Here is a 26,393-nt window from a genome sequence, read left to right as displayed (position 1 = left end):
CCGTATGTGCCGTCAGAAGCGCAGCGACAGCCCCAGCTACAGCGCCAGGTCCGGCGTGCGGCTGTTGACGCCGCGCGCCAGCAGCGCATCGACCTGCCAGTCGCGCGCGATCACCCACGAGCCGCCCACGTCGAACGTGGCTTGCGTGCCGCCGTCGCGCCCACGCGCGATGCGGGGCGCGGCCAGCTCGACGAAGGTGCGCACCCGGTCCGTCAACGCCTTGCCCAGCACGATGCCGAAGATGCCGTTGACGGCATGGCCGCCGTCCGGCGAGCGCTCGCGGATCAGGCCCGGCATCACGCCCAGGTCGAAGCCATGCGGCAGCTCCCATTCGGCGGACACGCGCAGCGACGGGCGCACGCCCTCGCCGCGGAACGCGGCCGAGCCGGAGTCGATGTCCGCATGCAGCAGCACACCCAGCGACGGCCAGCCCTGCCCTGCGTCGCGCACGTGCCATTTGACGCCCAGCGCATCGTCGGCCCAGCCGTGCGCGCGTTCGTGGCCGTCGATACTGTCGGCGCGATAGCGTTCGCGCCCGTCCGTTTCCAGGCGCAGCTCCACCGTGTCGCTGACGCCCACCCGCAGCAAGGTTGGCGTGGTGGTGGTGCGCTCCTTCAAGCCCGCATCGCGGTTGCGTTCCAGCGCGAAGCCCGTTTCGATCTGCACGCGGCCCTTGCCGACGACGTTGCTCGATTCGACGAAGTCCGGCCGGTCCGTGGCGATGTCTTCGTCCTTCTGCTGGGCGGTGGCGGTCAACGGCAGCAGCGCGGCGCAGCACAGCAGCGCGCCGGCGAGGTATTCTTTGGTGGTCATGTGGGCTCTTCGGTAACTGGCACGGTGCCAGTGTAGCCGGGATGCCGCCAGCCTGGCGCGGCCCGTGCCGGGCCTGCCCAACCATGGAGGATGCGATGCGCCTGAACCACCTCGATCTGCCCGTCCCGGATGTGGCCGCGGCCACCGATTACTTCGTGCGCGGCTTCGGTTTCGAACCCGTACACGGCGGACCCCGCATGGCTGTACTGCTGGGCGCGGACGGTTTCGCGCTCGTGCTGAGCCACGGCGAGCCGCGCTATCCGGACGGCTTTCACATCGGCTTCCTGCAGCCCTCCGACGAGGCCGTGCATACGGCGCACAGCCGGCTCGCGGCTGCGGGCATCGCCGCGCCCGCGCCGCAGCGGCACGACGGTGTACTGCAGTTCTGGTGCACCGCGCCCGGTGGCGTGACGATCGAAATCAGCCACCGGGGTTGACGCCTACGGCATGCGCCCCGTGCGCAACGCATGGGCCCAGTCGGGTCGGCCGTTGCGCTCGGCCAGTTCCGCCGCCAGCTCCCAGTCGTACGGCACGGCCACGTGCTCGACGAGCCAGCCGGCCGCCGTCCGTTCGACGATCGCGTAGCGTGCATGGGGCGTGCCGTTTTCCACCTTGTGCGGATGCGGCTGGTCGTCGTCGTAGGCCTGCAGGCCGACGCTGCCGGGATTGACGACGAGCCGGCCGTCGTCCAGCCGCACGCTGCGCGGCACGTGCGTGTGGCCGCACAGGATCAGCGACGCGGCCGCATCCCCTGCCCGTTCCAGCACCTCGGCATGCGTGGCCGGCCGCATGCCCGTTGGCGTGACGGTCTCCATCCAGTACACGAGGTCCGACGACGGTGTGCCGTGCACCAGCAGCACGTCGTTCGTCAGCTTCAGCGTGCCCGGCAGCGAGTGGATCCACGCGCGTTCGACCTGCGTGATCTGCTCGTGCGCGTAACGGTCCGAGGCGCCCATCTTTTCCGGCACGTGCATCAGCACCTGCCGTTCGTGGTTGCCGGCGATCGTCGGCATGCCGAGGGCGATGAGCCGCTCGGCCGTGTCGCGCGGCTGCAATGGGCCGGACAGGATGTCGCCCAGGTTCACCGTCACGGTCACATTGCGCCGTTCGATATCGGCCAGCACCGCTTCCAGTGCGCCGAGGTTGCCGTGGATATCCGAGATGGCCGCGATCTTCATGGTGAACTCCGAGGGGACGTTAGCGGCAGTATAAGGGCTTCAGGTATAGGCGAGCAGCCGCCCGCAGGCGACGATCGCCGTCCACAGCAGCAGCGACAGCAGTGCCTGCGCCCGCGCCAGCACAGGCGCCGCCACGCCGGCATCCCAATGCGCAACGCCCCGGTACACGCCCACATGGAACAGCGCCGCGTTGACGCCGGCCGCCGCCAGCAGCGCCAGCTTCAGCCGGAACGTGGGGTTGGCAATGAAGTCCTGCGGCGCGCTGGCGAACATCAGCAAGCCGGCCGGCACGATCAGCAGCAGGCTGGCCGCCGCCCACGGGAGCACGTGTGCGCCGAGCGCCCGCACGGGCAACCGGCGTGCAAAGCCGAGCACGCGCAGATCGAACATCGCCACAGCGCCCACCAGCACGGCAAAGCCGATGATGTGCACGGTCTCCACTGCCGGATACAGCCACACCCCATCGCGCATCGCCCGCGCCACCGGCGTGCCGGCCAGCCACGCCGTCCACGCCTGCATCGTCAGCGCAACTCGGTCGTCTTGTCTTTGACGGTGATCCGTTCGGCCCGCAGCTCGCCCGCCTTCGTGCGGTGCGGGTAGCCATACACGGTGGCCTGCCCACCTGCCGCCAGCGCCTCCTTCGGCAAGCCGCGGCTCTCCATCCGCGACGGCGGCGCAAGCACGACGTGCCACGTCCTGTCGGCCGTCTTCAGCTCGACGTGGCCGTGTGGCTGGGTGTAGCCGCTGGCGGCGATGGTGCCGGTCAGGGTCAGCGGTTTGTCGGCATCGTATTCGCTCCAGCCGTGGTGGGCGAGGGCGGTGGCGGCAACGACAGCGAGGCCCGCAGACATTCCGATGAAGCGCAGATGAGGGACGATAGGCATGCGTGTTCTCCAAAAACGAGATTTTCCCACTTTAGGCGATCACCGCAAAAGCGCAAGGCTGCCTTACCAGCTCAGCTAGAGATCATTCTCCGATGTAGGCTGCTCGGCGAGGGCTTTCTTAATCATAAGTGCGCTGCTGCGAGGGAAGTTCTGCGCTGCCGAGAATGCACCGACGAACATCATTGCAAAAACAAGGAAAAGTGTACCCACTGCGGCGCTTCCCGTTAGTCCAGGATAAAAAAAGATCGCGACGAATAACAGCGCCGCCACTGCGAAACTCACGAACATAATAACCGTATTGAAAGCGAACTCCACTCGTTCAATCCAGTTGAATGATCTGACACGCATTTCATGCCGCGCGTTAAACTCAAGAAAGGGATGCGCTCTCCTTATGATGCGCCAGTTGGCAACGTGAGACACACGCTCATGTAAGGAGACTAATGCATCACGCCTTCGCTTCTCTGCATAGATACCTGTAGCGGTACGAAACATGTGGGTGTCCCTCATCTCCTGCACCACCCGAACACACGTAATATCGGCCTTCTCAGGACAATCCAAATACTTTTCCATTGACGCTACTCGTTCCGACCTACGTTGCGAGAAATGCTGAATGAGAGGTATCGATTTGACTTTCAAGAGTAACCAGATGGATACTGCGATGACCGCAAAGAGACCGGACGGCGTACTGAACAACACCGAGATGGCTCCAATAAGCGCGGGCAGCCCTTCTACAGCCGCTCTGGCGTCTTCGACTCTTGCTGTGAGAGTTCCATTTATCACATTTCTCTCCTTTGTACTTACTGAGGGTTGCTCACATCCTACGAGGCACGACGGATACATTCACGGTCCCGTCCCCCTACGGGTACATGAGAGGCACGGTCTACTCCGCCGGCGCAACCTTTCCGCACCGCGAAGCGATGACCGATCTCGTGTATCCCAACCACGACGGCGTATTCACAGGAGCCGATCGCTTCACAGCTAACAATGATATGGTACAGTTCAATCATCATCTCGAACTGGATTTTTGAAAATATAACTCAGGGCCATACAATGCGAATGCAAAGCAACCAAGAAACCGTATTAGAAGAATTCATGCAAAGATCTTTTGGTGCGCAGTTCCTCTACATCCCTCAGAAATTCTATAAAGGGACCGCCCCGAAAGAACCAGCAGATCTTGCGTGGGTGTCAAACGAAACAGTCGCGCTCTTCTATTTACAGTCCTCGCGAGACAGCCTTGCTGAGCAGACAGAACACAATCGAAATCAAGCGGCTGGCTACCATCGCCTTTGGGCTACTAAGGAGACTCGGTACGCTCTTCGAGGGAAGAACAGATTTGGTGACGAATGCTTCGTGCCATACGCTAGGGTGCGGTCATACCTAACAATATTAGTTGTATCAAATGAGTGCGGAGTTCATTTTGCGCCTCCGATTACCGATAAGATACCTCATGCTGTGTTAGTCATTCCTGATAAGCTATTACACTGGATAGCGGATTTTGGTGGAACAATTGTCGACTTATTCACTCTCCTCAATATTTGTCTAACTGCGAATTCGAGCAACCCCTCTAGCGATCCAGAGGAGCAGTTTGAAGATCTCGCTGCCACTGTGTTGGCATACGTAACGCACTCGTTCGCGAATGCAGATCCGGAGCGGCGCTATCTCAGCGGCACGCCAGCCTTTGACTTCCACATCCTGCATGAACATTTATCGAGAATGCGCATGGCCGCAAATAACGCAGCTCTTGATAAGGATGCTAGACAGCAAATGGCAGACGTGTTCGGAGATCTGATGCTCAACGAATATGCAAGCTTAACAGCAACTGTCGAGAGGGCAATTTCTGCATCTTCCCCACCGGAGTTCAAAAACTGGGTAGTTATGAAGATGGAGGGAAAACACTACTCGTTTGTGGTGGGAACTGTAAATCTTCAATCAACAAACGTGGCCCAAGTTACACAAGCGGTGATCGAAACAAGCAAGAATGAAAAAGGGGGGCGAGAATGCATATCGATTTTGTATGGCAATATCGCGAATGCCAACGATTTCCGCGTTCCTATTACGATCGCCTTACCTAAAACACTTCCACGCAAGCACTACGAAATCCTATCAGAGAGAATTATTGAGTTAAGTCGGGCATATTGAGTCGACGTATGAAGTCCGCGAAACAGCGCCAGAGCGGGCGCGATCCAAAGCCTGATTTTGTTGCCATCACAAATAAAAGGCCCAGCAAGGCCACGCTTTCGCACAATATACGCACGAGTAAACAATGCGCGAAGCCGAGCACGCGCAGATCGAACATCGCCACCGCGCCCACCAGCACGGCAAAGCCGATGATGTGCACGGTCTCCACTGCCGGATACAGCCACACCCCATCGCGCATCGCCCGAGCGACCGGCGTGCCGGCCAGCCACGCCGTCCACGCCTGCATCGTCAGCGCAACTCGGTCGTCTGGTCTTTGACGGTGATCCGTTCGGCCCGCAGCTCGCCCGCCTTCGTGCGGTGCGGGTAGCCATAGACGGTGGCCTGCCCACCGGCCGCCAGCGCATCTTTCGGCAAGCCGCGGCTCTCCATCCGCGACGGCGGCGCGAGCACGACGTTCCACGTCCTGTCGGCCGTCTTCAGCTCGACGTGGCCGTGTGGCTGGGTGTAGCCGCTGGCGGCGATTGTGCCGGTCAGGGTCAGCGGTTTGTCGGCATCGTATTCGCTCCAGCCGTGGTGGGCGAAGGCGGTGGCGGCAACACTGGCGGCCAGTAAGGGTGCGACCAGCAGCGTGATGACTCGGGTGGCGGCTTGCATGGGCTTCCACCTGCAGTCGGGCGACGGGAACCGTTACCATGTCTGAAAACACCGGCAATAACAAGATAGCAAAACGCCCTTGGCGGCGCCGTCACTTGCCGCGTGTTAATTGCATTTTTTCAAGTATCTCTGCAATTCCCGCTACCAGTGCGGCGCTTTGCCGACCTACTTGGGTAACCAACGACGATTTCGGCTGGTTCCCACAAGGCAGTCCGTTCCAGCTGAGCTGGACGGCCGTGTATGACACGGATTTCCCGGTACACGCGCTGGCGCCATCCGAGGGCCAGCGTGCAACCGCGCTGTCCGGCACGATGGCCGTCAACATCAACCGTGTGGCGGTACAGTCCGACACCTTGCCTAACAGCGCAAACTATTTCGGCGTGTACCGCGGTGCTTACCAGAACGGAGCCGTCGCTGCCCCTGCAGAGCCCGATCTATGCCAACGGTCATCTGTACAACTTCTTCCTGAAATTGTTCCCGTCCAGACTATTTTTTCCACTGCAAGCCGCTGATCAGTTCCACCTCACGAATTATCGCCAACCGGAGGAACTTTTCGGCCAAAGCGAGGACCCTTCTATTGTCCTCACTGAGGCGGGCGCGCTTCCCGTGGACGAGCTTGTTTCGAACATCCATAATTTCACCGAACTGTGTAATAAATCCAGCACGACCGCTGGGCTTGCCTGATAGTAGAAAAGCAATCCTGTCTGCCAACCTTGCATTTCCTATGATCTCTGTAGGATCACCCAGCAGTGCTTCCAAACCGATGCAATATTGTATGAACCTTACCGACTCATTTTGTGCAACGTGCGCATCTTCATACCAATCGACTGCCGCAGCCAGGTTTTCCTGTCCTTTCTCCTCAAGTACAGAAAGTGCCTTTCCAACGTCGGCAAATATCGTCCGCAACAGATCGACGAACGGATCGTAAAGCAAAAAACTCTGATATTCAGGTAATGCGGGTCGGTAGCACCGCAACCGCAGGCCTGCGATTCTACCTTCTAACAAAGGCGGGACTTTCAGTGAAAAAGAGGCGCCTTCCTCCGTGTGATCCCAGAAAATACCAGCGAATGAATGCTGGTCATCGTAGTAGCCGCCGCACGTCACCATCATGCAAAACATTACTCGATTCGCTCTGCTGAACGCCTCCTGTTGCGCCATTGTTTCTACGCCCGGCTCAGAATAGCCTTGAACAGCTATATATAATACGCCCTCACGTCCAGTGAGAGCGAGATTGACACCATCGGCTATATCAATATCGCAGTCAGGAAGGTCGACGCCCAAGTCAGGAAAGTGAAGCACCAGGCGGTAATCTTTAGGGAACTGCGCGAAGTAGTCGACTAAGCGGTCTTCCACAAGCTGCCGCCCGACCTCGGGCTCAACAGTGTATGTACCGTCGCTGCGCTCAAATTCGCGTTCAAATTCATTAAAGACATTCAAGACCGATCTAACCACATCCATTCTGGACATAAAGCCAGAGTAAACTCGATGAATCGAAGCGATCATCTCATCCCATGGATGGTCATAGCGGAATATAGGAGTGCGCTCCATTTCAACCGTTCGCAGATACTCGGTAATAATTTCCCTGTATTTTCCCTTCAAAACCCGCTTGTTGCCCATCTTCAGCTCCTAAGTTGGAGCTATCTTATCAGCTAAGCGACCACCGGGGGACCTACCGAGCTCTCGGTGCACAAGTCACCGAGCTTATGTTCGATGGATTCTGGGCTAGGAAGTCGAGTTCCTTCAGGGCCTTGTGGATGCGCGCCCTCTGATCATAAGCTGTCGCTTTCGCAACGCTCAGCGCTGCTGCCGCAGCCGAAATAGTCATCCCACGCACGAAGAACGACCGATCAATCGTTGCCCGCATATCCCACACACTAATTCCAAGTGCAACAGCCGGCGATCCCGGTCTTCATAACTAGGCCATCGGCGACAGCGCGTACTGCTGCGTGGAATGGTTGAAGGCGAATGTCAGTGCGTCGTGGGTGTCACGGAAAGCTGGTCTTGCATGGTGGTCCTCCATCGGTGGTTGCTGCGGTCTTGTGCTGCTGGCGGGCTTCGGTTTCGGGGTCGCGCTTCTAAAAACCCGATGACTGTTGATAATCGTGACGTCCTGTACCATAAGGGTCCGTTTCGAGCACCTCGCCACTTTCGCGCCTCTCAAACCCATTTTTTCGGCGATTCTAGCCGCGCAGCGTGCGGCCGTGTCCAGGTCTTTTTGAGGTAGGCATGGTTGTCAGCGGCGACTTGTGGCGCATCACCTTCTGGATCGTCTGGATGGGCACGCCCTCCTCCGAGAACAGCGTCGCGAACGTGCCGCGCAGGCGGTGGGGCGTGACGCCGTTGGTCTTGCACAGGGCGTTCGCCAGCATCATTGGGCGGCGGGAGAAGCCGGCCTGCAGCTCGGTGCCATCGGCACGCGGCGCGATCAATCCCTCGTCGCGGCTGAGCAGGCGCAGATGGTCGATCATCCAGCGCGGCACGGGCACGGGCTCAGCTCCACGCCGCTTCGTACGGCCAAGCGTGTATGTGCTGCGCTGCCAGTCGATCCACTCCTGCCGCGCGCCGGCGGCCTCGCGCTCGCGGAGGCCCAGGCCAATCAGCAGGCGCACAACGGTCGCGCCTTCGGGGCGCGCCAGTACAGGTGCAACAGCCGCACGACCGAGACGCTGCGCAGGTGGTCTGCGCTTGCGGTTTGCGCGTGCATGGCTAGCTGGCGGTTGAACAGCTCTGCGAGCGTCGGCACCGGCTCGCCGCGGCTGGCGCGTATGACGGCATCAGAGTATACGCGGCCAGCGAACTCTTCGGCTTCGCCGCGTTTGGTCAGCCGCGTGCTGCCCTGCACGCGCTCGCCGATCACCACGGACCGGTAGTGCCAGATATTCCCCTTGCGTGGTCGAAAAACGGTCACGTCCATCGGTCGCGCCTTATCACTGTCGTGTCGGACATCTTGAACTCCTTCGCAAGATTTTCGAGCGACCAGCGCAGCGTGGCCTCCGCCTCTCTCGCCTGCCTCCCCCAACCGTCACGGACTTGTCGCCGTTCGCTATGCACTCGGCGATGCGGCGCGCCTAGCGCCGGTGATCGAACGCGTCATCCGCGCTCTGCCTGATGCCGGCGGCGGCCATGTCGCGAAGAATCGAGACGGCGGCCTCCTTCGACCTCCTTGTCTTGCTCGACGCGCGCCGGAATGTCCGGTCATTCTTTTCGCTCGAGCTGCATGCCCAAGGCCCGCTCCCATGCCAGTCGCACTTGGGAGAAGGTCTGGCGCCGCAAATCGGTTCTGAGGCCGATAGCGGGCCAGAAAACAGCCGGGTGTGACACACCCCAAGCGCCCTCAGTTCGGCGCGGGATGCTGATAACCCGCCAGCAGTTACGCGCGATCCGAGCTGGAGTCATTCAGAGAGCACCGCGGCACCGGTGCCGTGCTCGCCACCGTCAGCGGACCGATGTTTGTCGCGATCATCGATATCACGTACCTCCTTCAGGCCCGGGCCATCGACATGCAGACGATGCGCCATGGGAAGTTCGAGAGCGGCGTAATCCATCTCAAGCCGCGCAAGACCGCTAAAAGCAGCGCGGCGGCTAACATCGTGATAACGCCAACAATCAGGGGGTACGATCGCGGGCGGGCCATCAAGCGATCGCGCGGCATCATCAGCCCTCACCTGTTCGCGACGACGAAGGGTGGCGCCTATTCGAAGACCGGGCTCATATCGATGTGGCGCTGAGCGAAGGAGCGCGCGGGCATTACAGCTGACGTCACGTTCAAGGATATCCGCGCGCTTGGCGCTACAGACGCCGCCAAGCTGAAGATACACTGGGAAGAGTTACAAAAGCGCTTGGTCCATACCAGCGGCCGTACGACGGACATTTACATTAAATCGGCGGTGCCTGACCTGTTCTACCTTGCGATCGAGCTTCCTTGGCTGTCCCGTTGACGATCTAGCGTCGTCGCACTAGCGCTAATAGTTTTGGTGCCAATGCAGTCCATTTATAAAAAGTTACGTCAAAAGACGGCGCGAGCGTTTGCAGTAGGCCCAAGCGAATAAGGCCGCTGACATTAAGCGCTTCGATACTGCCGATTAACGCGGAGTAAGTGTGCTCTGGGGTCTGAAAATTCTCATCCTCGATTATGCACACAGCGCTGTATTGGAACAGCTCATCTAATAGTCGAATCTCCGCAGCAGACATATCACGGACAAGCCGCCCGAGCGCTTCTGGTACCCCGGCGCAGGCCTGCTCATCAATTAGCGAATTTCGAAAAGCTATGCGAAGGTAATCTAACTTGGCTTGATCGATTGTTGCATACACAGCGGCGCCACAGTCACTTGCCACCTTATATTGCTCTTCGGTTATGCGATCGAGATCGATTCGCATCGCCTCTACATCACGCCGCATTGCGTCTAACGCATCTCTCGTCCGTTGCACGTACCGCTCAGCAATCGCGCTTTGAGCCAGACCGGGGACGATCCCGAGAAGTGCGATTGCAAAGGGATCTGGTGGAAGTCCCGCGCCTATGAGCGCGGGCCCGGTCACGGCCGCCCCAGCGCTGAGCAGAGCGGCTGCCAAAGGATTTCCTAGGAACTTTTCGGTACTGCTCGGCTCCATCTTGCCTCTCGGATAGTGGAGAAAACAAAAACCCACCGAACCGATATTAGACATCTGCCTGATATACAGTGGTGGGTTTATGTACAGCTTGCGCTGCAAGTCATTGAATCCAATGGTCGGGACGGCGGGATTCGAACTCGCGACCCCCTGCACCCCATGCAGGTGCGCTACCAGGCTGCGCTACGCCCCGACGAGTGGCGCATTATAACAGAGCCATTTGAGTTTTTGCTATGGTCTTTTGCATCCAGGCAGGGTCACGGCTATGGCCGCCGGGCCGCGCTAGAATGCCCGCATGGATGCCCTCTCCTCCTCCCTGCTCGATCGCGCGGCGGCGCTGATACGCGATGCGGATGCCCTTGTCGTCGCGGCCGGGGCCGGCATCGGCGTCGATTCGGGCTTGCCGGATTTTCGCGGCAACGAAGGCTTCTGGCGCGCCTATCCGGCCCTCGGCAAGGCGCGTATCGACTTCGCCAGCGCCGCGTCGCCGGCCACGTTCCGCAGCGACCCTCGCCTCGCCTGGGGCTTTTATGGCCACCGCCTGGCGCTGTATCGCGCCACCGTGCCCCATGCCGGCTTCGCGCTGCTGAAACGCTGGGGTGAAGCGATGCCGAACGGGGTTCACGTCTTCACCAGCAACGTCGATGGGCAGTTCCAGAAGGCGGGGTTCGATCCCGCGCGCGTCCATGAATGCCACGGCTCGATCCATCACCTGCAATGCCTGGCGCCGTGCGGCGATGCGATCTGGGAGGCGGAGGACTTCGTGCCGGAGGTGGATGCCGATGCGTGCCGGCTGTCGAACGAGCCGCCGCGCTGCCCACATTGCGGCGGGCTGGCGCGGCCGAACATCCTGATGTTCGGCGACTGGGACTGGATCGAGCGCCGCAGCGCGCAGCAGGCGGCGCGGCTGGAGCAGTGGCTGCGCGCTGCCGAGCGCCCCGTCGTCATCGAGCTGGGTGCCGGCACCGCGATCCCGTCCGTGCGGCAGTTCAGCCACCAGGTGATCCGCGCCGGCGGGCGGCTCGTGCGCATCAACCCGCGCGAGCCGGAGGTGCCGACGAAACTCGATGTCGGCCTTCCCGCCGGCGCGCTCGAAGGCTTGAGCGCGCTGGCCGCGCGGCTGTAGCGCTTACACGTAGCGGACGGCGATGTCCGTCAGGCCGTCCACGTGGGCGGTAAGCAGTTGTCCGCGCTGCACGGCGCCGACGCCTTCCGGCGTGCCCGTGAAAATCAGGTCGCCCGGCTGCAGCGTGAACAGCGTCGACAGGTTGGCGATCGTCTCGGCGATCGACCAGATCATGTCCGCCACGTGGCCGGACTGCTTCACGGCGCCATCGACCTGCAGCGCGATCGCCGCATTGCCGATGCCCGGCACGCTTGCTGCCGGATGCACGGAGCCGACGGGGGCCGAGAAATCGAACGCCTTGCCGATCTCCCACGGGCGGCCGGCGGCCTTCATCTGGCCTTGCAGGTCGCGGCGTGTCATGTCCAGGCCCACGGCGTAGCCGAAGATGTGCGACGGCGCGTCGGCCGCCGGGATGTTCGCGCCGCCCTTGCCGATCGCCACCACCAGCTCGCATTCATGGTGGAAGTCTTCCGTCCGCGGCGGGAACGGCAGTTCCACCGTGGCGCCGGCGGGCACCGCGACGACGGCGTCCGCATCGCCCGGTTTGCAGAAGAAGAACGGCGGCTCGCGGTTCGGGTCCGAGCCCATTTCGCGGGCATGGCCCGCATAGTTGCGCCCGACGCAGTAGACGCGGCGGACGGGGAACAGCGCGGCGCTGCCGGCGACGGGCAGCGCTGCCGCCTGGTGCGGGGCGAAGACGTAGGATGTGCTCATAAGCTCCAATCGTGGTGGTCAGCTGAACAGCAGCGGCTTCAACGCGAGGTGGAACGACGCGATCAGCTGCTCCGGGTCGAGATCCGGGTTGTGCAGGGCACGCACGGGCAGGCCCTGGAACATCGTGATGATAGCGTCCATCCGGCCATTGAGCACGGCGTCGTCAACGCTGATGCCGTGCAGCGCGCGGCCGCGCTTCAGGATCGCGCGGAACTGGTCGCGCGTGCGCCGGTCCGCATCGCGCACGACGGCGGCGATCTTCGGGTTGCGCGATGCTTCCGCCGTGATCTCCATCGGCATGAACCACGTCTGCGGGTTCAGGTCGTCGCGCACGCCTTGCGGGATGCGGTCCAGCAGCGCCTGCAACGGGTCTTCCTGTTGCTCGAGTTCGCGCAGGTCGGCGGCGATGCGCTCGACGTTCTCCTCGACGAAGGCGGCGATGATCGCATCCTTGCTGTCGAAGTAGTTGTAGATATGGCCGGCGCTCATGCCGGCCGCTTTCGAGATCTCCGCCATGCTCGCGCCATGAAAGCCGCTGCGGCCGAAACAGGCCGCGGCCGCGTCCAGTACCTGGCGGCGCCGGTGGCGCGCCTTTTCCGGGTCGTGATGGCGTTTTTCGATATGATTCATGCTGTCTTTCTGGGGTTGCCGGCCCTCTTTCCCCACTGCCGGCACCGGTTTGTCAAACGGATCGCCCGTGCACGCGCACGGATGCTATCATTTTCTCCGACCGCTACTTGCGCAAGGACGACCATGTCAACCAGGACTTCCCGCACGATCGAAATGCGGCCGGCGGAAGCCGCCGACCAGGCCTTCATGGAGCAGCTCTATGCGAGCACGCGTACGGCAGAGCAGCGCATGGGTGCATGCGATGCCCGCACCGAGGCGCTGCTGATGGCCTTGCAGTTCCGCGCGCGGCAGACGCAGCTGCATGCGCTGTACCCTTACGGCGACGTTGCCGTCATCGTCGAACGCGAGCGGCCGATCGGCGCCCTGTACGTCAACTACGGCGCCGACGAAATCCGCATCCTGGACATCAGCCTGCTGCCCGAATGCCGCAACCGCGGCATCGGCCTCGGCCTGTTGCGCAGCCTGCAGGCACAAGGCGTGCGCATGCGCGTGCCCGTGCGGCTGGACGTGCTGCCCGGCAGCCGTGCCCAGCGCCTGTTCCAGCGCTGCGGGTTTACGCTCAACGGGGCGAACGGCCTGTTCCTTTGTATGGAGTGGACGCCGCCGTTGTTGACTTGAACGTTATTTGTCGAAGCGCAGGTTCGCCCGCCGGCACCCCAGACCCAAACCTAGGGTCAGACCCGGCGGGGCTTTGCCGGGGTTTCGGAGAGCATGCTCTCCGCCGGCAAAGCGGTGCGGGCTTGCACGCCCGCACTCCTCCCTGACCCCTGCCTTTGCCGTTGGGTTTAACTTTTACCACGGCCCCTTGGCCCTTACTGCCAGCCGCCGCCCAGGACTTTATACAGCGTCACCTGATTCGACGCCTTCGCCAACCGCGCCGTAATCAAGCTCTGCTGCGCCGCATACAACGTCCGCTGCGACACCAGCGCGTTCAGGTACGACTCCGCCCCCTTCTGGTAACGCTGCTCGTGGATCCGGTAGCTCTTGCCGGACGCTTCCACCAGTGCCGTCTGCGACGCCACCCGCTCATCGATCGTGCCGCGCTGGGCCAGTGCATCGGCCACTTCGCGGAATGCCGACTGGATCGCCTTTTCGTACTGCGCGACGGCGATGTCGCGGTTGGTCTTCGCGATGTCCAGGTTGGCCTGGTTTGCACCGCCCGCGAAGATCGGCAAGGTCAGCTGCGGGATGAACGTCCATGCGCCGGAACCCGCCTTGAACAGGCCCGACAAGGCGCCGCTCGCGCTGCCGGCTGATGCCGTCAGCGAGATGCTGGGGAAGAACGCGGCACGGGCGACGCCGATGTCCGCGTTGGCCGCCTGCAGCGTGCGTTCGGCGGACAGCACGTCCGGCCGGCGTTGCAGCACCGTCGACGGCACGCCTTCCGGCAGGTCCGCCACCTGCGTCACGGGGCCCAGCGGGCCTTGCGGCAGCAGCTCGGCCGGCACCGCTGCGCCGGCCAGCAGCGCCAGCGCGTTCTGGTCGGCCGCCACCTGCGCCGTGTACACGGCCACGTCGTTGCGGGCCGATTCCACGCTCGTCTGCGCCTCGTACATGTCGAGGCCGGACGTGGCACCCGCCTCGAAGCGACGCTTGCTGAGCTCATACGTGATCTGCTGGCTCTTCAGCGTGTCCTGCGCCAGGCGCAGGCGCTCCTGGTCCGCGGCCAGCGTCAGCCACGCATTGGTCACTTCGGCCACCAGGCTGATCTGCTGCGAGCGGCGCGCTTCCGCCGTGCCCAGGTACTGCTGCAACGCGGCCTCGGACAGGTTCTTCACGCGGCCGAAGAAGTCCAGCTCGAACGCGGGAATGCCCAGGCCCGCGCTGTACTGGCGGGTGATGTAGCCATCGCCGGTGGGCGACGAATTGTCCGGCACGCGATTGGCCGTCTGGCTGACGGTGGCGTTCACGTGCGGCACCTGCCCGGCACGCTGCACGCCATACTGGGCGCGCGCCTTCTCGATGTTCAGGATCGACACGCGCAGGTCGCGGTTGTTGGCCAGCGCCAGCTCGACCAGCTGCTTCAACTGCTCGTCGGCGATGAAGTCGCGCCAGGCGATGTCATACGCTTCCTTCGTCGCGGTCGGCTGCGCGGCCGGCTTGTAGGCATCGCCTTGCGGCCACGTCTGCGCGGCCGACGGGATCGGGGCGGCCGGGCGTTCGTACGTCGGCGCCAGGCTGCAGCCGGCCAGCAGCGCGGTCACCGCCAGGGTGATCAAAGACTTGTTCATTGAGCTTCCTTTACAACAGTGGTACCCGGGGCGGCGGCTTGCTTGCTGGCGAACCAGCTGCGTACCAGCACGAAGAACACGGGCACGAAGAAGATGCCGAGGAACGTCGCCGTCAGCATCCCGCCCAGCACGCCCACGCCGATCGCGTTCTGGCTGCCGGAGCCGGCGCCGCTCGCCACGGCCAGCGGCAGCACGCCCAGGCCGAATGCGATCGACGTCATCAGGATCGGCCGCAGGCGCAGCTTCACCGCTTCCAGCGTCGCTTCGCGCAGGTCGCGGCCCGCTTCCTGCAGTTCTTTCGCGAATTCCACGATCAGGATCGCGTTCTTCGCGGACAGGCCGACCACCGTCAACAGGCCCACCTGGAAGTACACGTCGTTCGCCAGGTGGAAGCCCCACGTCGCGATCACGGTACCGATGATGCCCAGCGGGACGACCAGCAGCACCGAGAACGGCACCGACCAGCTTTCATACAGCGCGGCCAGGCACAGGAACACGATCAGGATCGAGATCGAGTACAGCGCCGGCGTCTGCGAGCCGGACTGGCGCTCTTCGACGGACAGGCCGGTCCATTCGAAGCCGATACCCGGCGGCAGTTGCGCCACCAGCTTCTCGACTTCGGCCATCGCGGCACCGGACGACACGCCCGGCGCCGGGCTGCCCTGGATGTTCACCGAGGACAGGCCGTTGTAGCGCTCCAGGCGCGGCGATGCGTAGATCCACTCGCCCGTGGCGAACGCGGAGAACGGCACCATGGCGCCCGCCGTATTGCGGACGAACCACTTCGACAGGTCTTCCGGCACCATGCGCGAATCCGGCTGGCCCTGCATGTACACCTTCTTCACGCGGCCACGGTCGATGAAGTCGTTGACGTACGACGAACCCCAGCCCACCGACAGCACCTTGTTCACTTCCGCCACGGACAGGCCGAGCGCGGTCGCCTTCTGCTGGTCGATAATGACCTTGTACTGCGGCGTATCTTCCTGGCCGTTCGGACGCACGCCGACCAGCAGCTTGCTTTGCGACGCCATGCCCAGCAGCTGGTTGCGCGCGGCCATCAGCTTGTCGTGGCCAACGCCGGCCACGTCCTGCAGCTGCAGGTCGAAGCCCGAGGCGTTACCCAGTTCCAGCACGGCCGGCGGCGCGAACGCGAACACCATCGAATCGCGCAGCTGCATCAGCGCGCCCATCGCCCGGCCGGCGATCGCGCTGACGCGGTTTTCCTTGCCCGGACGTTCCTTCCAGTCCTTCATCCGCACGAACGCGATACCCGTGTTCTGGCCGTTGCCGCCGAACGAGAAGCCGGCCACCGCGAACACGGAAGCGACGTTCGCCTTTTCCTTGTTCAGGAAGTAGTCCTCGACCTTCTCGATCGTCTTCAACGTACGTTCCTGTGTGGCGCCCGTCGGCAGCTGGATCTGCGAGAACAGCACGCCCTGGTCTTCTTCCGGCAGGAAAGAAGTCGGCAGGCGCATGAACACGAGCGCCAGCACGCCCAGCAGCACGACGTACAGGATCATCGACGCACCGCGGCGGCGGATCATGCCGCCCACCATGCCCTGGTACTTGTTGGTGCTGCGTTCGAACGTGCGGTTGAACCAGCCGAAGAAGCCGCGGTCGGACAGGTGATGGCCCTTCTCGACGGGCTTGAGGATCGTGGCGCACAGCGCCGGCGTGAAGATCATTGCGACCAGCACGGACAGCACCATCGCCGACACGATCGTGATCGAGAACTGGCGGTAGATGACGCCCGTGGAGCCGCCGAAGAACGCCATCGGCACGAACACGGCGGACAGCACCATCGCGATGCCGACCAGCGCGCCGGAAATCTGGCCCATCGATTTCTTCGTCGCCTCTTTCGGCGACAGGCCCTCTTCCGTCATCACGCGCTCGACGTTTTCCACGACGACGATCGCATCGTCGACCAGCAGGCCGATCGCCAGCACCATCGCGAACATCGTCAGCGTGTTGATCGAGTAGCCGAACGCGGACAGGATCGCGAAGGTACCCAGCAGCACCACCGGCACGGCCATCGTCGGGATCAGCGTGGCGCGGAAGTTCTGCAGGAACAGGTACATCACGAGGAACACCAGCACGATCGCCTCGCCCAGCGTCTTCACGACTTCCTCGATCGACAGCTCGACGAACGGCGTCGTGTCAAACGCCACGACGGCCTTCATCCCTTGCGGGAACAGCTTGCCCATCTCTTCGATCTTCGCCTTCACCAGCTTAGCGGTATCGAGGGCGTTGGCGCCGGTGGCCAGCTTCAGTGCGATACCGGTAGCGGGCTTGCCGTTGAAGCGGGCGACCGTGTTGTAGTTCTCGCGGCCCAGTTCCATCTTCGCCACGTCGCGCAGGTGCACGGTGGCGCCGCTTCCCATCGTCTTCAGCAGGATCGCGCCGAACTGCTCGGCCGTCTGCAGGCGGCTCTGCGCCGACACGGTGGCGTTCAGCTGCTGGCCCGGCACGGCGGGCGCGCCACCCAGTTCACCGGCGGAGACTTCCGCGTTCTGCGCCTGCACGGCCGTGATCACGTCCGACGGCGTCAGCTGGTAGCTTTGCAGCTTCGAGGGATCGAGCCAGATGCGCATCGCGTACTGGGAACCGAACAAGGTCACGTCGCCCACGCCTTCGACGCGGGAGATCGGATCGAGCACGTTGGCCGCCACGTAGTCGCCCAGGTCGGCGTTGTTCATGCTGCCGTCCTCGGACACGAAGCCCAGCACCAGCAGGAAGTTCTTGGTGGCTTTCGACACCACCAGGCCCTGTTGCGTGACGGCGGCCGGCAGCAGCGGCGTCGCCAGCTGCAGCTTGTTCTGCACCTGCACCTGGGCGATGTCCGGGTTCGTGCCGTTCTTGAACGTCAGCGTGATGCCGATGCCGCCGGCCGAGTCGGACGAGGAGCTCATGTAGCGCAGCCCGTCGATGCCCTTCATCTTCTGTTCGATGACCTGCGTGACTGCGTCTTCCACGGTCTTCGCGGAAGCGCCCGGGTACGAACCGGAGATCGAGATCGACGGCGGCGCGATGCTCGGGTACTGCGCGATCGGCAGCGCCCGGATCGCGAGCACGCCCGCGAGCATGATGACGATCGCTATGACCCACGCGAAGATGGGGCGATCGATGAAAAATCTAGCCATGGATAAAACTCCTTACTGTGCGGCGGCGGGTTTGCCGGCGGCGGCGGTGGCTGCCGGTCGGGTTGCCTCGCCCTGCGCCACGACGGCCGGTGCACCCGGCTTCACCTTCTGCAGGCCTTCGATGATCACGCGGTCGCCGGCATTCAGGCCACCGGCCACGAGCCACTTGTCGCCCTGCGTGCCGGCAGTCTTGATGACGCGCTGCTCGACGATGCCCTGCTGGTTCAGCACCAGCGCCGTCGCTTCGCCCTTCTGGTTGCGCGTCACGCCCTGTTGCGGCACGGCGATCGCCTGCTCGTTGACGCCGTTCTCGACGACGGCACGCACGAACATCCCCGGCAGCAGGTCATGCTTCGGGTTCGGGAAGATCGCGCGCAGCGTGACGTTGCCGGTGCCCGGATCGACGCTCGCGTCGGCGAACTGCAGCTTGCCCGGCTGCGCATAGGTGGTGCCGTCGGCCAGCTTCAGCGTGACCTTGGCCTGGCCGGCTTGCTTCACGCCGCCCGCCTCGATGTTCTTCTTCAGGCGCAGCAGGTCTTCGCTGGACTGCGTCACGTCGACATAGATCGGGTCGAGCTGCTGCACGGTGGTCATCGCCGTTTCCTGGCCAGCGGTAACCAGCGCACCCGGCGTCACGTTCGAGCGGCTGATGCGGCCGGAGATCGGCGCATGCACCTTCGTGTACTCCACGTTGATGCGCGCCGTTTCCAGCGATGCCTTGGCCGATTCGACGTCGGCGCGGGCCTGCGCTTCGGCGGCGATCGCGTCGTCGTAATCCTGGCGCGACACGCCTTCGATCTCGACCAGCTCCTTGTAGCGCTTCACTTTCGGGCCGGCCGTCAGCAGGTTGGCCTGAGCGCGGGTCAGCGCGGCCTTGGCCGAGTTGTAGGTGGCCTGGTAGGTGGCCGGATCGATCTGGTACAGCTGGGTGCCGGCCTTCACGTCGGCGCCTTCCGTAAACAGGCGCTTCTGGATGATGCCGGACACCTGCGGACGCACTTCGGCGATCTGGTAGGCGGACGTGCGGCCGGGCAGTTCAGCCGTCACCGGCAGCGCCTGCGGCTGCACCGTGTAGACGGCCACTTGCGGCGGCGGCATCTTGCCGCCCGGCGCACCGGCGCCTTCCTTCTGATGGGACTCGCAGCCGGCGGTCAGCGCCGCCGCGCATGCGAGGAAAACGAGGCCGGCCGTGCGGAGAGGCGGGCGGGAGAGCGAGTGTTCCATACGTTGTCTTTCTGATCTGTGAGGTATCGCGCGATAGAATGAACGATCATTCTAATACAGATCAGAAACTTGTGCGTTTGCTGACTGGGAAGTCAGCAAAAATAATCAGATTGACTCGAACCGGTTCCTGTGAGCAATAGATGCGGATTTCTTGGCGTGCAACCGCCCTTTAGAGCCGCCAGCGTTCCAAGGGACGTCCGCTTCACTCCGGCGAGCAGCATTGTTGCGCAAACTAAACAGCAACAACGCCACCAATTGATCAAGATCAATGCTGCGGCTGAGACGAACTCATTGGCGGCGAGACGGTTGACTATTATGCAAGAACCAAGCTTGTCACGGCCTCCAGTAGCCCCTCCCAGGCGCGAGACACGCTGCACATCGGCGTTGGTGCCTGAGGCGCCGCCGGCGACGGAGCGCCCCGCAGCGCGCCGTAATTCAGAAAACCCTTGAACAGATGGAGGCCGTCATGTTTCCTCGTCATTGTTGTGCGTGGTTATTGCTCGTGCTTGTTACCGCCGTTACTGCGACAGCCGCCCAGGCGGCGAACGGTGGCGAATCGTTTTCCGCCGGGTTTTCCAACGTGCGCGTACAAGTGTTCGACCTGACGCCGGACGATGGCCAGCCGGCCGCCTACCAGCTCGGCACGACGATCACCGAGATGCGGGCGGATATCGCGTCGAGTTCCGGGTTGCCCACGCAGGGTATCCAGCACACGGTCTCGGACAACCTGCCCTATACGCTGCAACTGAATGCGTATGGCCTGGAAACGACCGTGTACACGGGGGCCGGCCTCAGCGACGCCGGCTTTACTTATGTGATGCCGTCACGCCCCGTCGAAGCCAGCGCCTTCCGGCTCGAGATGTTGCAGGTGACACCCGTGATCCTCGCACCGCATTCGCTGCTCGTCGTGGACGGCATGGCCAACCGCACCACCTCGGACTTGCATCCCTACGACTTCATCTATTTGCGGCTGAACGGCGAACTGGCGGGGCTGAGCACAACGGATTTCTGGATCTGCTGCGAAGCGCCGCCCGGCACGCTGGCCCGGCCCTTCCAGTTTGCGTATGCGAACACCGGCAGCACGCCGATGACGCTGTCGATGATGTTGAACACGATGACGGAAGTGACGCTGGCCGTACCGGAGCCGTCCGGATGGGCAATGCTGCTGGCTGGCCTGGTCCTGCTGGCCGTCGCCGGCGGGCGCGGCACCAAACGGGCGCTCGGCCGCATCGGCAAGGCCGCCGGAATCGTCGCGCTGTGCGGCAACGCCGGCATCGCGGCAGCGCAATCGGCCGCCGATCCGTTCGTCATCGGCAGGCTCAGCAACGTTGCGTTGACGGTGGTGGACATCGCGCCGGACGACGGCATCACCGCCGCATACCATATCAACGAAGAGAGCGTGGGACTGTCGAATGCCGTGTGGTGGCTGCAAGGCGAGGTACGCAAGGACGTGACGCCGCCCGTCGGTACGCCCGCACAAAGCCAGCTCGACTTCATGGCCTGGCAGACGTCGATCGCGACCAATGGCGCGCGGGGCGATGCGGTGTCCAGCATCGTCTGGGACGCGGAAACGCCGCTGGAATCGTCGTTCTACTACTCGATCAGCAACAGCTACGACTACGCCGCCAACATCACGCTGCGGCCCGGCACCGCACTGGTCCTCAGCGGCACGCTGTTCCAGCAGTACGTGCCGCGCGGGATGCACCCTTACGATCTCGTGCAGTCGTTCTTCACGGCCGAGATGAACAACGAGTACGGGGCCTCCCACTTCAGCTCGACGCCGGCCAAGTACGGCCCGGACACGATCCAGGAGTGGAACCAGACGTTCGACTTCACGCTGGCCATCACCAATCCCGATCCCATCGACGCGGCCATCGGCCTGCGCCTGCACCTCTACTCGGGCATGATTCCGCGCCTGCCGCTGTTGCCGGTGCCCGAGCCTGCGTCGTACGCGATGCTGCTGGCTGGCCTTGGAGTGCTGTGCCGCTACCGGCCGAAGCGCGCGGGCGCCACGGCCGGCTGATCGTCCGACCGGGGCACCGGTCGGACAACTGGCATGGAGCTGCCGATCAAGTCGTCGTCGTCACCGGCACAAACTGGATCGTCAGATTCTGCAGATAGACGGCGCTGTTCGCCTCGAAGCCGGAATCGATCCCGAACAGCACCCACAGCTTGCCTTCGCCATCCGTCTTCACTTTCACGCCCGTCGTATTGCGCAGCAGCTTCGATGCGTACTTGCGGGTGCCGTCGCATGGCAGGCCGTTGGCGACGTTGCCCAGCACGAGCGACGTGGCGCCTGCCGTGCCCTGGTTGCCGTGGTCGATGTTCAGGCGCACGTCGCCGTTCGTGTTGACGGCCTTCGGTTCGGTGGCCGATGCCGCCGCGATCACGTACACGGATTCGCCCGGCGCGCCGCCGACGCCGGAGCAGCCGCTCGGTGCGTCCGTCAGCAGGTTCAGCGTGTACACATAGAACGTGTATTCGGTATTGGCGACGAAGCCGGTGAACTGCTTCTTCACGTACAGCAGCAGGTCGTCGCTGCGGTTCGTGCCGCCCACGTAGTAGGCCTTCGTGCCCTTGTAGCCGGTGCCGAGGGCCTCGGTGCTGCGCAATTCGATCGCGACTTCCGTCGGTGCCGTGGCGGTCGTGTAGTCGCTTGCTTCGCCGGACCAGCCGTCGGCGCCCTGGTTGAAGTCCTGCGACAGCACGACGGACGTCGCCGTCGGCGTGGAGCCGGTGCTCGTGCCGGCGGGATCGTCATCGCCGCCGCCGCAGGCGGACAGCAAGGCAAGGGTAGCTACCGACAGTGCGGCTTTCCAGGTACGGATCATCGTTGATTATCTCTTGTTGTGTGCGTGGGTAGATGGCGCGCGCCGCATGTGGGCACATGCGCGCGCCGCGTCATTGTAAAAAGGAACAGCCCGTTCGTGTGATCTTATTGTAACGAGTTGTATGCCAGAGCAACCATTAAGCCGCCGCGGCCTTATTTCCAGTCGCCGCGCAGCGCCAGCACCTCGCGCTGCAGCAGCTCGGGAGTAGCGTCCGACGGCGGCACCGGCTGGCCCACCGCCAGCGCGAGACGCGAACGCAGTCCCTTGCGGAACGCCCGTTCGAACACGTTGTCGTCGCTGCGCGAAAGCAGGTGGCCCCACAGGCCGCGCAGCGCCATCGGAATCACCGGCACCTGCGAGCGTTCGACGATCTTCGCGATGCCGCCCTTGAATTCGTTGATCTCGCCCGTCGTCGTCAGCCGTCCTTCCGGGAAGATGCATACCAGCTCCCCGTCGTGCAGCGCATGGGCGATGTCCACGTAGGCCTTCTCCAGCAGCCACGGGTCTTCCTTCGCCGGCGCGATCGGGATCGCCTTCGCCGTGCGGAAAATGAAGCCCAGGAGCGGCGTCTTGAAGATGCGGTGGTCCATCACGAAGCGAATCGGCCGCGGGCTCGCCGCCATGATGACGATCGCATCGACGTAGCTGACGTGGTTGCAGACGAGGACCGCGGCGCCCTCCTCCGGAATGCGGCCGGCCTCGATCACCTTCACCTTGTGCACCGTGTGGATCAGCAGCCAGGCCAGGAAGCGCATCAGGAATTCCGGCACCAGCGAGAAGATGTAGGCGGCGACGAGCGCATTCATGATCGCGGTGGCCAGGAACAGTTCCGGAATCGTCAGGCCCTGCCCCAGCAGCAGGATCGCAACGCCGGCCGCCGCCACCATGAACAGCGCGTTCAGGATGTTCATGCCGGCGATCGTGCGCGACAGGTGGCGCGGATCGCAGCGCAGCTGGATCAGCGCGAACAGCGGCACGATGAAGAAGCCGCCGAACACGCCGATCAGCACGACGTCCAACACGATGCGCCACGCGCCCGGCTGCGCCAGCATGCCGAACGCGTCGACGGGCGACATGAGGGTGGACCCGAGCGCGCTACCGCCGTAACCGAGGCTGGCGAAATACAGGTCGACGCCGAACAGCGACAGGCCGATGGACCCGAACGGCACCAGGCCGATCTCCACCTTGCGGCCGGAGAGCTTCTCGCACAGCAGCGAGCCGGCGCCGATCCCCAGCGAGAACACCGTCAACAGCAGCACGAACACGCTGTGATCGCCATGCAGGTAGTTCATCGCATACACGGGGAACTGGGCCAGCACCATAGCGCCGTAGAACCAGAACCACGAATTGCCCAGCATCGACAGGAACACGCTGCGATTGCCGGCCGAGTGCCGCAGGTTGCGCACCGTTTCCGCCAGCGGGTTCCAGGCGATCCGCAAGTCGGGCGCTGGCGCGGGCGTCAGCGGGATGCGGTAGCTGGCCAGCAAACCCAGCACCGCGAAGCCGACGGTGGCCCCGGCCACCACCGAAATGCCCAGCGCGCCGTGCATCACGATCACGTCGCCAAACACCTGGCCCAGCAGGATGCCGACGAACGTGCCCATCTCCACCATGCCGTTGCCGCCCGTGAGTTCCTCGGGCCGCAGCTGCTGCGGCATGTACGAGTATTTGACGGGGCCGAACAGCGTGGAGTGCGTGCCCATCGCGAACACGGCCAGGATCAGGAGCCACAGCGTGTGCGTCAGCCAGCCCGCCGCCGCGATGCCCATGATCGCGATCTCGGCCCACTTGATGAAGCGCACCAGCGCGGCCTTCTCGAACTTCTCGGCCACCTGCCCCGCCGTTGCGGAGAACAGCACGTACGGCAGGATGAACAGCCCCGGGATCAGGTTCGTCACCATCGACGGCGACAGCGCCGTCCAGCTGGCCGCGTCGAACGTCAGCACGACGATCAGCGCCGTCTTGAACAGGTTGTCGTTGAACGCGCCCAGGAACTGCGTCCAGAAGAACGGCGCGAAACGGCGCTGCGTCAGCAGCGTGAATTGACTGGCATGGCTCATGTGCGGTGCTCATGAAAAACGGAACCGACAACATACCCCACTTCCGCCGGCCGGACAACGTGCGACCTCACGCGAGCGGCAGGCGGATCGCGATGCGCGTGCCGCCACCGTCGCTATCGATCGTGAAGCTGCCACTTGCCGCATGCACGCGTTCGCGCATGCCGGCGATGCCCACGCCATCCGTGCTCGTGGCGGCGTAGCCGATGCCGTCGTCGCGCACGTCGATCGTCACCGCACCGTCGCGGCGCGCCAGCAGCACGGCAGCATGGCGCGCGCGGGCATGCTTGACGACGTTCGACAGCGCCTCCTGCACGATGCGATAGATCGAGATCGCCAGTTCCGGTTCGAGACCCGCGAACTCGCCTTCGACGCGGCAGGTGAAGCGGCAGTCGGCATGGCTGGCATCCATCTGCCGCACCATCTCCTCGATCGCGCCCTGCAGGCCGAGCATGTCCAGCACCTCGGGGCGCAGGCGCCGCACCAGCGCCCGGCCGCTGTTGTACAGCCCAAGCGTCGTCTGCGTGATCGAGCGCGCGCGGGCCGCGATGTCCTCTGCCACGTCGGCAGGCTCCACGGTGGCGGCCAAGGTGGCGATGCGCTGCGACTCCAGCCGCGCGGCGATCAGCGCGGCGTTCAATTCGTCGTGGATCTCCAGCGCGATGCTCTGGCGCTCCTCTTCCACGGCCGTGTTCAGGCGGCGCAGCAGCCGGCGCTTTTCCGCGTCCGCCTCGCGCAGCGCGGCGATCGACGCCTGCAACGACGTGTCGAACCCTTCGGACAGCCGCCAGGCCAGCGCGCCGCACAGCAGCAGCCCTGCCGTGACGGCCAGCAGTTCAAGCCGGAAGCGCGCCGCCTGGCGCGCCAGCAGGGCATCGGCGGACATCCGCACGCGGAGATAGCCCACCGTTTCAAACGCGGGCGGCGGCGCGCCATTCGCCGCGCCGAACACGACGCGGCCGTCCTGCGCGCGCATGTTCAGCCACACGAGGCGCTTGACGACCGGCGCCTCATAGTAGCGGCGCTCCGGCTGGCCGCGCGCCTGGCCCGCCAGGCGCAGCAGCTCGCGCCGTTGCGCGTCCAGCAGCGCCACTTCGACGATGGCCGGATCGGCCTGCAGCACGCCGCGCACCGAGCGGCGCAACTCGTCGTATTGGCCGGACACCACGGCGTATTCGCTGCTGTCGGCCAGCACGCGCGCCAGCAGCGTGCCCCGTTCGGCCAGCTCGGCACGCACCTCGTCCTGGCGCGACAGGTAGCTGAGCCACACAAGGGCCAGGCACAGCACCACCAGCGGTGCCAGGGTGATCGCCAGCAGCCGCGTGCGGGTGCTCCAATGGCGCCAGGACAGCGGCGTCATCTCAGGGCTGCAGCAAGCCGTAGCGCACCGCCAGCCGCGTGATGTCGGCGGCGCGCTGCACGCCCAGCTTGTCCTTGATGGCCTGGCTGGCATTGCTGATCGTTTTCGACGACACATCGAGCCGCTCGGCGATCTCGGCGTTCGTCAAGCCTTCCGCCATCAGCGTGAAGATCTCCAGCGAGCGCTCGTCGAGCAGCGCTTGCGGCGACGCGTCGCCCTGCACGGACAGGCTGGCGAGGCGCTCGGCGATGCGCGGCATGAAATACAGCTCGCCCGCGTGGGCGCGGCGCACGGCCGCAGCCAACTCCTCCGGGTCGCAATCCTTCGTGATGAACGCGCGCGCGCCGATCCGGTAGCACTCCTTGATCAGGCTGTCCTGGTCGAACTGCGTCAGGAACACGATGCGCGCGGCGCCGTCGCGGGCCAGGATGTCGCGCGCCACGTCGAGGCCCGTCAACTGCTCGCCGAAGCGGATGTCCAGCACCAGCACGTCCGGCTGCAATGCGGCGAACTGCTCGAGCGCCTCGGCCGGGCTCCTTGCCTGCGCCACCACCTCGATGTCCGGCCGCTCCAGCGACAGCGCGAACCCCGTCATCACGATCGGGTGGTCGTCCGCCAGCATCACGCGGATCCGTTCTTCCTTCGCCTTCCTCATCTACCAGCCCTCCGCAAACTTCATTACCAATGAGTGGAAGCATACCACTCCACATAATTACTCGTTAACCCCTTCCATTTTTACCATTACATGGAATAGTATACTTCCACGACATAGCAATCCAGATTTCCAACCAAGGTAAAGGAGTGCGC

The 26,393-nt window shown here is 63.6% G+C and carries 27 protein-coding genes and 1 tRNA gene; 7 read left to right on the top strand and 21 right to left on the bottom strand.

Features of this window, described 5'->3' with window-relative positions; genetic code table 11:
* Nucleotides 1-36: 36 nt before the first annotated feature.
* A complete protein-coding gene (locus IP92_RS13935; protein WP_145875770.1) occupies nucleotides 37-813 on the bottom strand; it encodes a transporter in 777 nt (258 codons plus the stop codon).
* A gap of 95 nt (nucleotides 814-908) precedes the next feature.
* Between IP92_RS13935 and IP92_RS13930 the strand changes: the two genes are divergently transcribed.
* Complete coding sequence (locus IP92_RS13930) at nucleotides 909-1,250, top strand: VOC family protein (RefSeq protein ID WP_145875768.1); 342 nt, start codon at nucleotides 909-911, stop codon at nucleotides 1,248-1,250.
* A 3-nt stretch (nucleotides 1,251-1,253) separates the two neighbouring features.
* Here IP92_RS13930 and IP92_RS13925 read toward each other — a convergent pair whose 3' ends face one another.
* The 4 genes from IP92_RS13925 to IP92_RS13910 all read right to left on the bottom strand — a co-directional run bounded on the left by IP92_RS13925 (nucleotide 1,254) and on the right by IP92_RS13910 (nucleotide 3,445).
* Nucleotides 1,254-1,991, bottom strand: coding sequence for a metallophosphoesterase family protein (locus IP92_RS13925; protein ID WP_145875766.1), 738 nt, complete (start codon nucleotides 1,989-1,991; stop codon nucleotides 1,254-1,256).
* A 39-nt stretch (nucleotides 1,992-2,030) separates the two neighbouring features.
* A complete protein-coding gene (locus IP92_RS13920) occupies nucleotides 2,031-2,510 on the bottom strand; it encodes a DUF6644 family protein (protein WP_145875764.1) in 480 nt (159 codons plus the stop codon).
* Between the two features lie 2 nt (nucleotides 2,511-2,512).
* Entirely contained in the window at nucleotides 2,513-2,875 is a 363-nt protein-coding gene (locus IP92_RS13915) for a DUF6152 family protein (protein WP_145875763.1), read from the bottom strand.
* A 75-nt stretch (nucleotides 2,876-2,950) separates the two neighbouring features.
* Complete coding sequence (locus IP92_RS13910; protein ID WP_145875761.1) at nucleotides 2,951-3,445, bottom strand: hypothetical protein; 495 nt, start codon at nucleotides 3,443-3,445, stop codon at nucleotides 2,951-2,953.
* 486 nt (nucleotides 3,446-3,931) lie between these two features.
* Between IP92_RS13910 and IP92_RS13905 the strand changes: the two genes are divergently transcribed.
* Nucleotides 3,932-5,014: a hypothetical protein gene (locus IP92_RS13905; protein ID WP_145875759.1), complete on the top strand. Its 1,083-nt coding sequence runs from the start codon at nucleotides 3,932-3,934 to the stop codon at nucleotides 5,012-5,014.
* On the opposite strand, the gene IP92_RS13900 is transcribed toward IP92_RS13905, so the two are convergent.
* The gene (locus IP92_RS13900; protein WP_145875757.1) at nucleotides 4,989-5,300 is read right to left on the bottom strand and encodes a hypothetical protein; all 312 of its coding nucleotides are present in this window, start codon (nucleotides 5,298-5,300) and stop codon (nucleotides 4,989-4,991) included. The two genes, IP92_RS13905 and IP92_RS13900, sit on opposite strands and share 26 nt — an antisense overlap.
* A gap of 2 nt (nucleotides 5,301-5,302) precedes the next feature.
* Complete coding sequence (locus tag IP92_RS13895) at nucleotides 5,303-5,668, bottom strand: DUF6152 family protein (protein WP_145875755.1); 366 nt, start codon at nucleotides 5,666-5,668, stop codon at nucleotides 5,303-5,305.
* Between the two features lie 38 nt (nucleotides 5,669-5,706).
* Between IP92_RS13895 and IP92_RS13890 the strand changes: the two genes are divergently transcribed.
* Entirely contained in the window at nucleotides 5,707-6,180 is a 474-nt protein-coding gene (locus IP92_RS13890) for a hypothetical protein (protein ID WP_145875752.1), read from the top strand.
* Here the strand turns inward: IP92_RS13890 and IP92_RS13885 are convergent.
* The 3 genes from IP92_RS13885 to IP92_RS13875 all read right to left on the bottom strand — a co-directional run bounded on the left by IP92_RS13885 (nucleotide 6,155) and on the right by IP92_RS13875 (nucleotide 8,582).
* Nucleotides 6,155-7,285 carry a HEPN domain-containing protein gene (locus tag IP92_RS13885; protein ID WP_145875750.1) on the bottom strand — a complete coding sequence of 377 codons (1,131 nt, stop codon included), beginning with the start codon at nucleotides 7,283-7,285 and terminating at the stop codon, nucleotides 6,155-6,157. The two genes, IP92_RS13890 and IP92_RS13885, sit on opposite strands and share 26 nt — an antisense overlap.
* Nucleotides 7,286-7,848: 563 nt before the next feature.
* On the bottom strand, nucleotides 7,849-8,277 hold the full coding sequence (locus tag IP92_RS13880; protein ID WP_158206700.1) for a tyrosine-type recombinase/integrase: 429 nt from the start codon (nucleotides 8,275-8,277) through the stop codon (nucleotides 7,849-7,851).
* Complete coding sequence (locus tag IP92_RS13875) at nucleotides 8,265-8,582, bottom strand: hypothetical protein (RefSeq protein ID WP_145875747.1); 318 nt, start codon at nucleotides 8,580-8,582, stop codon at nucleotides 8,265-8,267. Before IP92_RS13875 ends, IP92_RS13880 begins: the two co-directional genes overlap by 13 nt.
* Before the next feature lie 508 nt (nucleotides 8,583-9,090).
* On the opposite strand from IP92_RS13875, the gene IP92_RS13870 reads away from it, so the two are divergent.
* Nucleotides 9,091-9,396: a site-specific integrase gene (locus tag IP92_RS13870; RefSeq protein WP_145875745.1), complete on the top strand. Its 306-nt coding sequence runs from the start codon at nucleotides 9,091-9,093 to the stop codon at nucleotides 9,394-9,396.
* A gap of 214 nt (nucleotides 9,397-9,610) precedes the next feature.
* Here the strand turns inward: IP92_RS13870 and IP92_RS13865 are convergent, their stop codons facing one another.
* Both IP92_RS13865 and IP92_RS13860 read right to left on the bottom strand, forming a co-directional pair.
* Nucleotides 9,611-10,375 carry a hypothetical protein gene (locus IP92_RS13865; protein WP_145875743.1) on the bottom strand — a complete coding sequence of 255 codons (765 nt, stop codon included), beginning with the start codon at nucleotides 10,373-10,375 and terminating at the stop codon, nucleotides 9,611-9,613.
* A gap of 14 nt (nucleotides 10,376-10,389) precedes the next feature.
* A tRNA-Pro gene (locus tag IP92_RS13860) sits at nucleotides 10,390-10,466 on the bottom strand.
* Nucleotides 10,467-10,568: 102 nt separating this feature from the next.
* Between IP92_RS13860 and IP92_RS13855 the strand changes: the two genes are divergently transcribed.
* Nucleotides 10,569-11,399, top strand: a complete 831-nt coding sequence (locus IP92_RS13855) for an SIR2 family NAD-dependent protein deacylase (protein ID WP_145875740.1) — start codon at nucleotides 10,569-10,571, stop codon at nucleotides 11,397-11,399.
* Nucleotides 11,400-11,402: 3 nt separating this feature from the next.
* Here the strand turns inward: IP92_RS13855 and IP92_RS13850 are convergent, their stop codons facing one another.
* Both IP92_RS13850 and IP92_RS13845 read right to left on the bottom strand, forming a co-directional pair.
* Complete coding sequence (locus tag IP92_RS13850; RefSeq protein WP_145875738.1) at nucleotides 11,403-12,113, bottom strand: fumarylacetoacetate hydrolase family protein; 711 nt, start codon at nucleotides 12,111-12,113, stop codon at nucleotides 11,403-11,405.
* An 18-nt stretch (nucleotides 12,114-12,131) separates the two neighbouring features.
* Entirely contained in the window at nucleotides 12,132-12,743 is a 612-nt protein-coding gene (locus IP92_RS13845) for a TetR/AcrR family transcriptional regulator (protein WP_145875736.1), read from the bottom strand.
* A gap of 123 nt (nucleotides 12,744-12,866) precedes the next feature.
* Between IP92_RS13845 and IP92_RS13840 the strand changes: the two genes are divergently transcribed.
* Nucleotides 12,867-13,361, top strand: coding sequence for a GNAT family N-acetyltransferase (locus IP92_RS13840; protein WP_158206701.1), 495 nt, complete (start codon nucleotides 12,867-12,869; stop codon nucleotides 13,359-13,361).
* Between the two features lie 194 nt (nucleotides 13,362-13,555).
* On the opposite strand, the gene IP92_RS13835 is transcribed toward IP92_RS13840, so the two are convergent.
* From IP92_RS13835 to IP92_RS13825, 3 genes are read right to left on the bottom strand one after another with little or no spacing between them, the layout of a single operon-like run.
* Nucleotides 13,556-14,974 (bottom strand): efflux transporter outer membrane subunit, encoded by a 1,419-nt coding sequence (locus IP92_RS13835; protein WP_145875732.1) that lies wholly within the window; start codon nucleotides 14,972-14,974, stop codon nucleotides 13,556-13,558.
* Nucleotides 14,971-18,114 carry an efflux RND transporter permease subunit gene (locus tag IP92_RS13830; RefSeq protein WP_145875730.1) on the bottom strand — a complete coding sequence of 1,048 codons (3,144 nt, stop codon included), beginning with the start codon at nucleotides 18,112-18,114 and terminating at the stop codon, nucleotides 14,971-14,973. Before IP92_RS13830 ends, IP92_RS13835 begins: the two co-directional genes overlap by 4 nt.
* A gap of 12 nt (nucleotides 18,115-18,126) precedes the next feature.
* The gene (locus tag IP92_RS13825) at nucleotides 18,127-19,338 is read right to left on the bottom strand and encodes an efflux RND transporter periplasmic adaptor subunit (RefSeq protein WP_145875728.1); all 1,212 of its coding nucleotides are present in this window, start codon (nucleotides 19,336-19,338) and stop codon (nucleotides 18,127-18,129) included.
* Between the two features lie 580 nt (nucleotides 19,339-19,918).
* Here IP92_RS13825 and IP92_RS13820 point away from each other — a divergent pair.
* A complete protein-coding gene (locus IP92_RS13820; RefSeq protein WP_158206702.1) occupies nucleotides 19,919-21,361 on the top strand; it encodes a PEP-CTERM sorting domain-containing protein in 1,443 nt (480 codons plus the stop codon).
* A gap of 46 nt (nucleotides 21,362-21,407) precedes the next feature.
* Here the strand turns inward: IP92_RS13820 and IP92_RS13815 are convergent, their stop codons facing one another.
* The 4 genes from IP92_RS13815 to IP92_RS13800 form a co-directional block, all read right to left on the bottom strand.
* Nucleotides 21,408-22,169 (bottom strand): hypothetical protein, encoded by a 762-nt coding sequence (locus IP92_RS13815; protein ID WP_145875723.1) that lies wholly within the window; start codon nucleotides 22,167-22,169, stop codon nucleotides 21,408-21,410.
* 152 nt (nucleotides 22,170-22,321) lie between these two features.
* The gene (locus IP92_RS13810; RefSeq protein WP_145875721.1) at nucleotides 22,322-24,229 is read right to left on the bottom strand and encodes an MFS transporter; all 1,908 of its coding nucleotides are present in this window, start codon (nucleotides 24,227-24,229) and stop codon (nucleotides 22,322-22,324) included.
* Between the two features lie 67 nt (nucleotides 24,230-24,296).
* Nucleotides 24,297-25,586, bottom strand: a complete 1,290-nt coding sequence (locus IP92_RS13805) for a sensor histidine kinase (RefSeq protein ID WP_145875719.1) — start codon at nucleotides 25,584-25,586, stop codon at nucleotides 24,297-24,299.
* Nucleotide 25,587: 1 nt separating this feature from the next.
* Complete coding sequence (locus IP92_RS13800) at nucleotides 25,588-26,241, bottom strand: response regulator transcription factor (protein WP_145875716.1); 654 nt, start codon at nucleotides 26,239-26,241, stop codon at nucleotides 25,588-25,590.
* Nucleotides 26,242-26,393: the final 152 nt, after the last annotated feature.

The sequence above is a fragment of the Pseudoduganella flava genome (assembly GCF_007830495.1).
Lineage (GTDB): Bacteria > Pseudomonadota > Gammaproteobacteria > Burkholderiales > Burkholderiaceae_D > Rugamonas > Rugamonas flava.
The sequence above is the reverse complement of the archived record's forward strand: the minus strand, read 5'-3'. Positions and strand labels throughout refer to the sequence as shown.